The organism is Pseudomonas fluorescens (genome assembly GCF_900636825.1).
In the GTDB taxonomy this organism is placed as follows: domain Bacteria; phylum Pseudomonadota; class Gammaproteobacteria; order Pseudomonadales; family Pseudomonadaceae; genus Aquipseudomonas; species Aquipseudomonas fluorescens_BG.
Genome location: NZ_LR134318.1, coordinates 2,215,643 through 2,227,825 on the forward strand (window position 1 = coordinate 2,215,643; position 12,183 = coordinate 2,227,825).

At 61.5% G+C, this 12,183-nt stretch carries 10 protein-coding genes; all 10 read right to left on the reverse strand.

Annotated features, from left to right (window positions below):
- Entirely contained in the window at window positions 1–690 is a 690-nt protein-coding gene (locus tag EL257_RS10040; RefSeq protein WP_126362114.1) for a GNAT family protein, read from the reverse strand.
- 61 nt (window positions 691–751) lie between these two features.
- Entirely contained in the window at window positions 752–2,671 is a 1,920-nt protein-coding gene (locus tag EL257_RS10045) for a hypothetical protein (protein ID WP_126362116.1), read from the reverse strand.
- Entirely contained in the window at window positions 2,668–3,975 is a 1,308-nt protein-coding gene (locus EL257_RS10050; protein WP_126362118.1) for an oligosaccharide flippase family protein, read from the reverse strand. The genes EL257_RS10045 and EL257_RS10050 overlap by 4 nt, the downstream gene beginning before the upstream one ends.
- Window positions 3,972–4,973 (reverse strand): polysaccharide deacetylase family protein, encoded by a 1,002-nt coding sequence (locus EL257_RS10055; protein WP_126362120.1) that lies wholly within the window; start codon window positions 4,971–4,973, stop codon window positions 3,972–3,974. The genes EL257_RS10050 and EL257_RS10055 overlap by 4 nt, the downstream gene beginning before the upstream one ends.
- A 13-nt stretch (window positions 4,974–4,986) precedes the next feature.
- Window positions 4,987–6,123 carry a glycosyltransferase gene (locus EL257_RS10060; RefSeq protein WP_126362122.1) on the reverse strand — a complete coding sequence of 379 codons (1,137 nt, stop codon included), beginning with the start codon at window positions 6,121–6,123 and terminating at the stop codon, window positions 4,987–4,989.
- The gene (locus EL257_RS10065) at window positions 6,116–7,084 is read right to left on the reverse strand and encodes a glycosyltransferase (protein WP_126362124.1); all 969 of its coding nucleotides are present in this window, start codon (window positions 7,082–7,084) and stop codon (window positions 6,116–6,118) included. The genes EL257_RS10060 and EL257_RS10065 overlap by 8 nt, the downstream gene beginning before the upstream one ends.
- Window positions 7,081–8,448 (reverse strand): O-antigen ligase family protein, encoded by a 1,368-nt coding sequence (locus EL257_RS10070; protein WP_126362126.1) that lies wholly within the window; start codon window positions 8,446–8,448, stop codon window positions 7,081–7,083. The genes EL257_RS10065 and EL257_RS10070 overlap by 4 nt, the downstream gene beginning before the upstream one ends.
- A complete protein-coding gene (locus tag EL257_RS10075) occupies window positions 8,445–9,536 on the reverse strand; it encodes a glycosyltransferase family 4 protein (protein WP_126362128.1) in 1,092 nt (363 codons plus the stop codon). Before EL257_RS10075 ends, EL257_RS10070 begins: the two co-directional genes overlap by 4 nt.
- Entirely contained in the window at window positions 9,533–11,125 is a 1,593-nt protein-coding gene (locus EL257_RS10080) for a GumC family protein (RefSeq protein ID WP_126362130.1), read from the reverse strand. Before EL257_RS10080 ends, EL257_RS10075 begins: the two co-directional genes overlap by 4 nt.
- Before the next feature lie 16 nt (window positions 11,126–11,141).
- Complete coding sequence (locus EL257_RS10085) at window positions 11,142–12,164, reverse strand: polysaccharide biosynthesis/export family protein (protein ID WP_126362132.1); 1,023 nt, start codon at window positions 12,162–12,164, stop codon at window positions 11,142–11,144.
- Between the last annotated feature and the right edge of the window lie 19 nt (window positions 12,165–12,183).

The window sequence follows — 12,183 nt, forward strand, 5'->3', positions numbered from 1 at the left end:
TCAGGCCGCCGTTGCTTTGACAGGTGGACGGGAAGTTTTGCGCACCGCCATCAGGCGCGAACCGCTGTAATGCGTTTCGCGATAGAAGCGCCAGCGGCCGAACAGCGTGTAGATATTCATGATCCGCTGTTGTTCGGTATAGCCCATGCGCAGGTGCAGCTTGAGCGCCGGGATGTTGCTCGAGTCACAGACATCGACCACTTTGCTGGAGCCTTTTGCAGCCATGGCTTTCCACAGGAGCAGTTGCACATCGACTGACAATGCGGTGCCCCAATAGGCGCGGGCCATTTCGCCACCGAATTCGAAGAACTCGCCGGGTTTCACCGGGAATCGGCAACCGTAGAAATGCCGATCAAAATAATCGCGCTGCGTACCCCAGATGAACGCCACGGCATCGCCGTGCTCGTCGACATGCATATGCCCGGTGTGGCCTTCATCGGCCAGTTCGGCCATGACGCCGACACGGTCGCCGAAGTAACGGCTGAAGGCGCTGGCGTTGTCGGCGGTGATCTTCATCACGCGCAGCGGCGGGTAAGGTTTGAGGCTGTACGGCGGGACGGGGCTGACCAGGTCGCGCTCCATCCACAGCAATTGCTGATGGGCAAAAATGTACATTCTGCGGATCTTCGCCAAAGTCGCTCGCAGGCCTTTGCGGCGGATATGTCCGCTGAGTTTTTTCAGGATTTCCATGGTTTCATCTCCCGGTGAAGGTGCCACGCGCAGCATGACGCTCGCAGGGCGCAGGGGCGGTTCATGAAGCATTCCAGTTCAGGGCAAACAGGGTTTGCCCGGGTAACTCGAAACGCACGCGCCCGTTTTCGCAGACAAACGGTGCGTCGCGGGCGCGGTTGTCGACGCCGAAGAAACGCAGGGCGCCCTGGTTCAGCGGGCACTTGGCGCCGCTCAGATCAACGCGTTGCAGGCGTGTGCCTTTGTTCACACCCAGCAAAGTGCGCTGCTCGTCGCCGGCCATCGCCAGCACATCCACTTCAAAGGCGTCGTTTTCGAGCTGCAGCACATGCGGCAGCCAATGCCGAGCGATGAATTGCTGGGCCAGGCCCACCGGTTTCAGTTCGAAGCGATCACCGCCCGATATGCGCACCATGCCTTTGGCGTACGGCGGTTCGTCGGCTGCCTGAAACCAGTTGAGCATGCTCAGCAAACCGTCCTGAGAAGCGTTGATGACCACCGACGCCCACCACAGCGCCGCGTAGTGAGTTTCCTGGTCGTACGGGCTCAGGCTCGAGCCGCTGGAGAGATTGGTCTGATCCAGCAGCAAGGCCTTGCGCGGCTGATCTTTTGCGTCGAGGCCGACCAGTTCCGCGGCGCGGCGCACGCTGTCGCGATACACGCGAGTGGCGAGCAGGTCGCGGATCATCCATTCGTGCCAGGCCAATGCGTCGATCTGTTCGGGCGATTCGCCGAGCAGACGCCGAGCCCAATCGATCCCGCGCTTGTCCGCGGCGTTATTGGCGAACGGGCCGTTGACCAGGCGCGAAGTGGCCGGCATGGCGATGCGCACACCGGCCTTGGCATTGGCCGGATCACTGCGCACCTGGCGCGCCATGCTGACAAAAATCGCCCGATAGTCTTCGTAGCTCGAATAGTTGAGGTTCGGCTCGTCGGCAAAGCCGATGTAATGGGTGCCTTGACCACTCAAGGCTCGAGTCCCGGCCAGCCATGCCTGAAGGCCGTTGCTGCTTTGCACGTCGGCGCGCAGATTGGCCTGACGCCCGGTACCGGCGAGCAGAGTGATGTCCTGGCGGATGCCGAAGCGAGTCTGATAGAGCTGACGAACCGGGTCGTCGAAACGGGCATTTTTCGAAGTGACGTCAACGTAGCTGTAATAACTCGCCGCACTTGGTTTCAAGGCGTCCAATGCGGCATGACTGCTTTCGGGCGGCATAATGTTGGGCAGGGCAATGCCCAGATCCGGCGTGCGCCCGAGCACCTTGTCGTGCAGGATGAGGCGTACCTGACCCGGTTCTTCACGCAATGGCTGGAGCTGCTGCTGATTCTGCGCAAACAGGTTGCCGGTGCCGTCGAGCCAGAACGCCGCTTTGCCGCTGCCCTGCAAACGCAAGCGCCAGACCTGCGCCCGGTCGCTGACCGGCAGGGCCACTTGATCGAACTGCCAATAGGCGCGGTAGGGCTTGAGGGCCAGCGACAGTTGTTGTCCATCGTCCATGCGCTGTGCTTGCAGCGCTTTGACGCCGCCATGGTATTTGCCGTTGAGCACCGCACGTTCCCCCGGTGCCACTTTGAAAAACAGCTCATCGCCATTGCGCGTTTCGACACTGAAATGCACCTTGGCCGGACTGAACAGCGCCACGGTTTTATCGTCGTGCTCGACGCGGTAACTGCGGAAGCTATAACCGGGAATCTCCAGACGATAAGCGGCAGCGCCTGGCACCAGCGGCCAGCGCTGCGAACCACGAACCTCGCTCGCCTTGATGAACCGGTCACCTTGTAACCGGCCCTGGCCGTCGAGCAGGTAGATATGCTCTTCATTGGCCTCGGCCTGCCACGCCGGCACCCAGCTTACGGTGATTGTGTCCGGGCGATCGGCTTGCAGATACAGGCTGCCGTCGCGGATGTCGCCCCACTGCATCGGCGCAGCGAAGGCGTTCAGCGTCAGGCCGAGTCCGAGCAGCAGGATCAGGCGCTTCATGCGGCTTTCCTGCGGTGCAGCATCAGCCACATCGGTGTGATGTCGCTGGGGAGGATGAACAAGGTGTGCCAGAACGGCACGCCACTCAATCTGCAGTAGAGCACCAGCATCGCCAGGGTCACGGCCAGATAGGCAATCGAGGACGCTGCCGCTGCGCCGACGATGCCGTAGCTTGGGATCAGCAGCAGGTTGAGCCCCAGATTGAGCAACGCGCCCACCCCCATCAACAGTGAGACCGTGGCCGGCCGATTCTTGCCGATCAGGTCCAGGCGCAGAATGCTTGCGTAGCACAGGCCCAACAGCCCCGGCAGCAATGCCAGCAGCGCCGGATAGGCCGGTTGGTAGGCCGCGCCGAACAGGGTGACGATCAGCCATTCGCCGATCAGCGCCATGCTGATGCACGCGCCGAGCATCACCGTGGCAGTCAGGCGTAGCGCCAGCGGCGTGACCTTGTCCATGCCTTCGTCCTGTTGCAGCAGGCGCTTCATCAGCGGTGTGGTGACCGCTTCCGGAACGATCAGCAACAGTTCGGCGGCGGCACTGGCCATGGCGTAATGGCCGAGCGCGGTGCTGCCGAGCAGGGCGCCGATGAACAAGTAATCGGAGCGCAGAATCACCTGTTGGAACAGCAGATCCGGATGGCTGCGCGCACTGAATCGCAGCAGCTCGTTCTGGCTCGCACGATCCCATTGCAGTTGCAGCGGCTGTGCGCGTTTGAGCCACATCCAGCCCACCAGCACCACCAGGCTGATACCGGCCAGCCAACTGATCAGTGCGGCTTCAAGTGCCGCCTCTTTCCACATCCAGAACAGCGCGACAAACAGCAGCAGCGGCGCCAGGGATTCGATCAGGCGCAGGACATTGAAGGCGACCACGCCGCCCGACGCATTGTGCAACGTCAGCAGGCCGCTTTTGAGCACGGTCAGCGGCACCGCCAGCAGCAATAGCCACGCCAGCAGACCGAGTTGCATCGTGACGTCGAGTTCGCTGCCAAATTCTCGCGCCAGCGCGACCACCAGCAACGTCAGCAGTCCGGCCAGGAGACAGCCGAACACCAGCACCTGAGCGAGCAACACACCCATCGGCCGCTGGTTGGCCGCCTGATAACCGACCGCCGAATTCAAACCGCCGCTGGTGGCCGCGCTGATCAGATCCGGCAGGGTGCTGAGCAGGGCGAACAAGCCGCGTTCACTCGGCCCGAGAATCCGCGCCAGCAACACATTGCGCAGCAGGCGCAAGGCAATCATCGCCAGTTTGGTGCCCATGCTCAGGGCCAAATGCCTGATGTAGCTGCCGCGACTCATGGCCGTGCTCCGCGAAAGATCCGTAACGACAGCAGTTCCGGATTGCGTGCGGTGCGTTGGCTGACGCCGAAGCGCGGCAGGTTCAGCGGATCGCCCGCGCCGCGATAGAGGCCCGTGGCCGTGCCAAGGGCGAATGGATAATCGTGATTGGCGACCTGCTCGCGTACGCGCTCATCGTTGTCGCCGTTGGGATAGCAATACACCGGCAATGGCCGATTGCAGCCATTGTGCAAGGCATCGCGGCTGCGGCTGATTTCTTCATGCAGACGCAGGTCATCGAGTCCGGTGAGGATCGAATGGCTGGCGCCGTGTGGGCCAAAACGCACCAGACCGGACGCTTCCATGGCGCGCACCTGGTGCCAGTCCAGGGCTTGCGGCAGGGATTCGGGCGGACACTCGTCGGTCAAACGTTCCAGTTCCTGCGGATCGAGGCTTTTCAGACTTTGCAGGTAATGCAGCAGCGCCAGGCTGCGCCGGTCTACATCGATATCGTCGAGCAGCACCGGCAACGGATGACCGGTGACGCGCAGGTGCTCGATCAGGTGCATGCGCGCCTTTTCGCCATGGCTGCCCCACAGCGTTTCGCCCACGCTTTCCCACCAGAAGCGTTGCCGGCTACCGATGAAATCGGTGGAAAGAAAAATGCTCGCGGGCACCTGATGTTTTTGCAACAACGGGTAGGCGTTGACCGCGTTGTCACGCCAACCGTCATCGAAGGTCAGCGCCACGCGCGGGCGTTCGGTGCGCAGCGCGTTGGGCTGCAGCACCTCCATCAGCGGCACGCAATCGAAATGCTTGCGCAGCCACATCAGCAAGTGTTCGAAGGCGTGCGGGCCGACGCACAGTTCATTGCGGTGCGGCAGGTTGGCGGCACGGTCGTTGGCCAGCACGCGGTGGAGCATCAGGATGACCCCCGCCCCGTGCAACTGGTTGCGTCCCACTGACGAGTTGAGATAAAGCCAGCCGCTGGTGCGTTTTATCAGTTGTTTGATCGCCATGGCATGAGTCCTCTCAACGATTCTGTTCAGGATTCCACTGCGCGTACCGTTGCCCGCGCAGGAACTGCCACAGGCCGACGCTCATGCCCGCCAGCGTCACCAGCAGGAATGCCGCAAGGCGGAACGGTTTGGGCAAACGGTGTTGCGAATCCAGCAGGCCGGCGATGGCGATCGAGTAACCGATCAATTGCGCGATCAGGCTCAAGCGATAAAAACCGTGTGCGTTCCACAGCCAGAAATTGCTCAGCAGCAGCGGCAGCAACAGCACCGGTGCCAGTCGGCGGATCAGTTTGTGGCTGATCAACGCGATGGAATACAGGCCATGCTTGAATGGATTGAGCAGTTCGCGGCGTTGCGCAAGGCTCTGCAGACCACCGACGGTCACCCGCTGGCGGCGGCGCCATTGCTTGTCCGCTTCGTCGACGCCTTGATCGATCACTTGGGCCTGAGGTACGTAGACGATGCGTTTGTGGGCTACCGGCGCGCAGGTGCTGATAAAAAAATCGTCGTTGACCTCGGCCGGTACGTCCTGGAACAACTCGCGACGCAGGGCGAGCAGGGCGCCGTCGGCGGAAACCATGCAGCCAGTGCGATTTTCGACCCGGCGCAGCCAGCCTTCGTAATGCCGATAGAGGCTGTCACCGATGCTCAGTCCGCCACCCGTAACCGGAATCACCATGTGCCCGGCGCAGGCACCGACCTGCGGATCGCTCAACGGCGCGAGCAAATGGCCGAGTGTGTCACGCGACCATTGGTTGTCGGCATCGGTGAATACCAGAATGTCGCCGCTGCTCACGGCCACGCCGGCATTCAGCGTGGCGGCTTTACCCTGGCGCGGCAGGTCGAGCACGGTGATGCGCGGATCGATCACTTTGTGCGCGCAGGCCACGGTGTCGTCGGTGGAACCGTCGCTGGCGAGAATGATCTGCAGCGCGGCCGGCTGATAATCCTGGGCCAGCAGCGTGCGCAATTTGTGCTCGATGTGCCGCGCCTCATTGTGTGCGGCAATGACAATGCTGATGTTCAGCGCCGGCGCCGGGTCGTGTCGCCAGGCCGGAAACAGCGGTGCCAGCAAAGTCAGCAGCAGTGGATAGCCGATGTAGGCATACGCTGGCAGCAACAGGCACAGGCAAAAAATGAGTTCAGCCACGGGCGGGCCTCCTGGCATTCCAATGACACAGTCCGAGAATCAATGCCGCGCTGGCCAGGTGCAGACGCACCCAGTGCAGGCCCCAGAGTTGAAAGGTCAGGCTCAAATCATGCTGACGAATGCTTTGCCGTACGCTGAGCAGCAGACTCGGCAGCAGACCCAGCATCAACAGGATCAACGCTTGCTCGGCGTGGCCGGTGAGCAACGTCAGGATCGCCAGCGCATCGAGCAACCACACCATCACCGACAGCAACGGAAAACGCAGCAGACGCAGGCTCATGCCATGGGCGCGCAGCAATTGCAGATGACTGCCCTGACGCCACAGTTCCTTGCCGACCCATTCGCCCCAGGTCATTTCATAGCCCCAATGCAGGGCGACGCTGGTGTTGACTGAGAGCAAGCGCGCGCCGTGTCGGTGCAGACGCAGGGTGTATTCCTTGTCCTCTCCGGTGCGCAGGGTTTCGTTGAAACCGCCGGCATCGTCGAACCAACGCTTGCGCAGCAGCAGGTTGGCACTGGGTAGCCATTGCACCGTGCGCGAGGCGCGGCTCGTAGGACGCAAAGCGCGGCGCTGCCATGCGGTGGCAAACCATGGCGCGGCGGCAGGGGTGTGCAGGTCCAGACCGAAGACGTCGCCCCGGTCGTCAGCGGCCAGGGCGAACATTTGCTTGAGCCAGTCTTCGGGCATTTCGATATCGGCATCGATGAAGGCCAGCCATTCGCCGCTGGCAACTGTTGCGCCTCGATTGCGCAAGGCACCGATCAGCAGCCCGGGCAGCACCAGCACTTGTGCGCCGAATGCGCGGGCGATCTGCGGCCCGTCGTCAGTGGAGCCGTTGTCGACCACGATCAGTTCACAGTCGATGTCGGCAGCGTGCGCGGCTTTGCGAGCGGCCAGCAGGGTGCGGCCGATGTGCCGCGCCTCGTTGTACATCGGGATGACAATGCTGATCCGGCTCATGCTCTGGCCTCCATCAGCGGCGCTTGCTCGGCTTTCAGGCGCAGGACCCAGGTCAGCGCCAGCATGATCCACAGGTATTTCAGGTTCGGCGCGCTGAGAAACATCAGGAACAACGCAAGTGACAGAAAACTCATGCCCAGGTGGGTAATCAGGTCTGCCTGCTGCCGATCGCGTCGCTGCAACCACGCGAGTCGGGCGCGGATCAGGTTGTAGAAACCCTGCACAAGCATGCCGACAAACAGCAGGCCCGCAGGGATACCCAGTTCGCTGAAAATCTCCAGATAAGTGTTGTGCGCCCGGCGATACAGATCGCCGATCTTGCGGTTGGCCGAGAATGCCTTGGCATAACCGGTGGTTGCGTAGTGCAACGGAAAGGTGCCGGGTCCGGAGCCCAGCAGCGGGTGTTCGCGGATGATCTGACTGCCGACGACAATGTAGGAGGCGCGACGGCCGAGGGATTCGTCCTGAGCCTTGGCCCCGGCGCTAAGGATACTCAGCGACTGGATGCGCGCCAGATAACCGGCCGGCATTGCGTAGATCGCCAGAGGAAGAATGATCGCAGCGCCGAGCATGGCGAAGCCGAAATGCCGTGGACGAATGTGAGTAAGCTGCTGACGGTAATGCCAGACACCGATCCCCAGACTCAGCGCCAGAACCACCAGCCCCGAGCGCGATTCGGTTTTGGTCATGCCGCCGAGCAACAGCAGGCAGCAGCCCGCCCAGAACAAACGCTGCAGCAGGTTCGGGCTGCGAATCACCAGCAGCAGACCCAATGGTACGGCGAAGGCGATCAGCAAGGCGAAGGCGTTGGGGTCTTCGAGCAGACCGGCGGCGCGGCCCTTGTCCTGAAATCTGCTGGAAAACATCGCCATCGCGCAAGTTGCGCTGACGCTGAGCGTGACCAGCCTGGCGAACAGATCGAGGTTCAGTTCGCGGCCGACCAGCAAGGTAATCACGAACAGGATCAGACCCACGCTCAGTTCACGCAGATGAGTTTGCGACATGCCGAGGTTGTCGCTGGCGAGCAGGCTCAGCAGGTACAGCGCCATGAAGCCGATCAGGTAGCGCCACAAATTGCTGCGCAGGCGCTGCGATGGAATCTGATGCAGTGCCAGTTGCAACGCCAGAATCGCCGCCAGCGAAACACCGATCAATTTGCTGCCGGAAAACGCCGTGTCCTTGAAGAACCCTTCAAACGGAACCAGCGCGGCAATGCCCAGCAGGCCCCACGACGGTTTGCGATACAGCACCGTGAAACCCAGCAGGCCCAGCACTGCCCCCGGCGCCAGAAACGGATAAGGACTGACCAGCAAGGCCAGACAGACCAGTGCCAGCAGACTGACGATCGAGAGCGGGAAAATCATGGGCGTGCCTCCCGTGCCGTGTGGATGTACAGCTGCGACCAGCGTTCGGCCAAGGCCTTGAGGTCGTAGCGTTCCTGTTGTGTGCGTTTGGCGTTGTCGCTCAGTTGCGCAGCCAGCTTCGGTTCGGCCAGCAAGGTGTCGAGTTGGCGGGCGAGGGCGGCGGTATCCATCGGTGTCGCGAGCAAGCCGTTGTGGCCGTCCTGCAAAACGTCGGGAATGCCGCCGACCGCGAAAGCCACCACCGGCACGCCAGCCTGCATCGCTTCGAGCAGAATCATCGGCGTGCCCTCGGTGCGCGAGCTGATCACCAGCGCATCGAGCTGCCGCCACCAGTCTTGCATCGCCGTCTGATAGCCAGGCAAGCGAATCCGCTCTTGTAAACCCGCCGCGTCGATGCGTGCTTGCGAGGCTTCACGTTCCGGGCCATCACCGAGCATCACCGCGTCCAGTTGCGGATGCTGATGACACAGCGGAATCAGTGCATCGAGAAACAGGTCCGGGCCTTTCTCGCTGCTTAACCGTCCGACGTAACCCGCCAGCCAGCGTTGCCGATCTGCCACCGGTTGAATCGCCGGCGCCGCTGGCAAACCGTTGGGAATCACCTGCAACTTCTCCGCGCGCACGCTGGCTCGTCGGTGCAGCGCGGCGATGCTTTCCGCCACGCAGACCACCCGCTTCACCGGTGACGTGCGGCACAGTTGCAGGCTCAGCCAGGTGTAGAATTTCTGCTTGCGACTGCGCGGAGTGAAACCGTGTTGAGTGATCACCAGCGGCAGGCGCAACAGCGTTGCGCCGACCCAGCCAAATAACAGCCCTTTGAAGTTGTGCGTGTTGAGCAGGGGCTTGTCTTCTCGACGTTGACGCAAGTGCTGCAGAAGTCCGCCGAGCCCGGCACAAGCGCGAGCGTCCACCCCAGCCTCGCGAAAGCGCGCGATCAGCTCTGGCGGTGCGTCGAGGAACAGCACCTGGTGCTGCCCCGGCGTCGCCAGGCAATGATCCAGCAACATCCGCTCGGCCCCATAGAAGCCGCCACTGCTGAGCAAGTGAATGATCGGCAGGGCGACGCAAGGGGTAGACGCCGCGTTCAATTGCGCACCCAGTGAACGAGGCTTGGCACGGTCCAGTTCTTGTGCGGATTGCCCGGCTGCGACGTTTCTTCGTTGAGCACCAGCAGTACCGGCAGACCCAGTTCGTGACTGATTTGCGCTGGATGTTTGAAGCGATGATCGAAGAACTCACGCACATAGACGAAGGCAATTGCCAGCAACAGCCCGGTGAACAAACCGAAAGGAATGATCAGCAGCGGTTTGGGAAAAGCCGCTTCGGTCGGTTCATACGGCGGACTCAATACCCGGGCGTTGGACAAGTCGTTATCCAGCGCGCGTGTCGTGCTGCTTTCGGCAAAGCGCTGCGCATAGGTCGAAAACGCTGCGTGCAACGCGCCGATCTCGGTGTCCATCTGGCGCAGCTTGCTTTGGGTCTGCTGCAATTGGTGGATGCGGTTCTTGAACTCGGCGATGCGCGCGGTTTTCTGTTCGATGACCTGGCTCACCACTGACAGGTCAATGGTGCGTTCCTGGATGCGGTTGTTGACCACTTTCAGGAACTGCTGGCGTGTCCGAGCGATTTGCTCGCGGGCCAGCAACATTGGCTCGCTGCTGGGCTGAAATACCGCCAGGTCGTTCATGTAGCGGCTGACCTGAGTGGTCAGTTGCTCACCCATCTGCCGGATCTCGCGATCCTCGAACGCGATGTTGTCCACCGTCGTGGTGAAGGTAAACGGGAAGGTGTAGTCATTGAGTTTGTTGGTGTTCGCGGCGGCCAGACTGGTTTTCAGGTAATCGAGCCAGCGCTGGCTTTGCAGCAAGCGATCGCGATACAAGTTGAGTGCCTGCTCTTCGGTGTTGATCGCGTTGAGGCGGAAGGTGATTTCCTCTTTCGGATCGGACGAGCCGACGCTTTCCAGCAGGCCCAGCCGAGCGCCTTCCAGGCCATCGAGCCGCACCTGATATTGATGTTTCTTGGTCTCGTAGAACGAGTGCGGCAACTCGATCGATTGCAACGCCTGCCGATCGACCAGATAGTTTTGCAGCAACGCGGCAACGAACGTTGTGCCTTGGGCAGGATCAGGGAAGCTGTAGACGATCGAGATCACATTGGAACCCGGCAGGGTTTCGATCTTCAGATTGTCGACGGCGTCCTGGGTCAAACTGTCCAGTGCCGTGTCACGCACCGGATCGGTTTCCATGCCCAGTGCATCACGCAGCGGATTGATCACGTATTCGCGCAGCGGCGTGCTGACGTAACGCTTGAACGGTTCGCCGGCCAGCTTGCTGAGCATCCCCGGCGGCGGGTTGTATTGACCCTGGTCGCGCAGTTCGCTGATGGTCCGGCGAATCAATGCCGGCGACCGGAGGATATTGCTTTCGGTTTCCATGTCCGCCAGCGATGGCGGAATGAATGTGGCGCTGTCCTGGGTCAGCGAAGTGGTCGCATCGCCCTGGGACAGTTTTTTCGACTGCACGATGACCTGCGCGTTGATATCGAAGCTCTGTTTGAGCAGCAATGGCAGGAGCAGGGCGATCACTGCAAAGGTCAGGAAGATGCGCTTCACCGTTTGCTTGTTGGCGAAGAAAATCCTGAAGAACTCGTGCAGGTAATTTTCTTTTGGGTTCATGTCGGTCACCTGAGAATCAGTCGTCACTGCCTTTGTTGTCGACGCGGTAGCCGAAGCTGAAACCGACGCCCTGGAACAGCACCACATCCGCCAGTTGCCGGGCGAGTTCGCCGGCGCTGGCGAGTTTGGTTTTTGGCACGTAGAGCATGTCGTCCGGCTGCAGATAGGCGATCTGTGGCGCCTCCCCGGACAGGGCTTTCTCGACGTCGTAGTTCATCGCCTGCACCTGATTACCGTTGCGCCGCATGATCACGACCGAATCCAGACGCGCCTTGACGTTGGTGCCGCGCGCCAGGGTCAACGCTTCAAGCACCGACACTGGCCGACGGATCGGGTAAGAGCCCGGTTGCGCGACTTCGCCAAGCACATAGATCTCGTTGCCGGCAGTGGACTTGAGCAGCACGTCCACGGTCATCCGCCCCGGCAGTTGCGCGTACTTCTGATTGAGGAAGGTTTCCAGCTGATTGACGGTCATGCCTTGCAGCGGCACGGCGCCGATTTCCGGGAAGCTGGCATAGCCATCGGTGCCGACAGTGATCTCGCGGCTCATGCCGGTGGCCGGGTGGTTGAGCGCGCTTTTGAGGTTCTGTTCGTTGCTCAGCGGGCTCAGGATCTGCACCGAAAGCTGATTGCGGTTGGGCTGGAACAGCTGTTTGCGCTGATAGACGCGCTGGATTTCCTGGCGGGCCTCGTCGCTGGTCAAACCGGCGATTTTCACCGAGGTGTTGGCGCCGGGCAGCTCGATGGTGCCATCGGGCAGCACCAGTTGCGTGCCGTTGAGCTGGCTGGCGGCGGTGAAGTTCAGGCCGACCTGGTCACCCGATTGCACGCGGTAAGCGTCCGAACCGCTGGTGCTGATGTGGAAAATCACATCCAGCACGTCTTTCGGGCGCAGGGTCTGCTCGACCCTCGGCATGTCGGTGGCCTGGGCATTGGCCGGGGTGGCGGTGAGAATATTCACCGGCATGTTGCGGGTTTCGGAAGTGCTGGAGCAACCCGCAAGCGGCAGCAACAGCAGGACAAGCATTTTGGCGTTCATGGCGTCATCCTTCGCGTTC

Excerpts from the sequence above, each read along its gene's own strand:
- EL257_RS10040 (WP_126362114.1), bottom strand. The coding sequence starts at position 690 with ATGGAAATCCTGAAAAAACTCAGCGGACATATCCGCCGCAAAGGCCTG.
- EL257_RS10045 (WP_126362116.1), bottom strand. The coding sequence starts at position 2,671 with ATGAAGCGCCTGATCCTGCTGCTCGGACTCGGCCTGACGCTGAACGCC.
- EL257_RS10050 (WP_126362118.1), bottom strand. The coding sequence starts at position 3,975 with ATGAGTCGCGGCAGCTACATCAGGCATTTGGCCCTGAGCATGGGCACC.
- EL257_RS10055 (WP_126362120.1), bottom strand. The coding sequence starts at position 4,973 with ATGGCGATCAAACAACTGATAAAACGCACCAGCGGCTGGCTTTATCTC.
- EL257_RS10065 (WP_126362124.1), bottom strand. The coding sequence starts at position 7,084 with ATGAGCCGGATCAGCATTGTCATCCCGATGTACAACGAGGCGCGGCAC.
- EL257_RS10070 (WP_126362126.1), bottom strand. The coding sequence starts at position 8,448 with ATGATTTTCCCGCTCTCGATCGTCAGTCTGCTGGCACTGGTCTGTCTG.
- EL257_RS10080 (WP_126362130.1), bottom strand. The coding sequence starts at position 11,125 with ATGAACCCAAAAGAAAATTACCTGCACGAGTTCTTCAGGATTTTCTTC.
- EL257_RS10085 (WP_126362132.1), bottom strand. The coding sequence starts at position 12,164 with ATGAACGCCAAAATGCTTGTCCTGCTGTTGCTGCCGCTTGCGGGTTGC.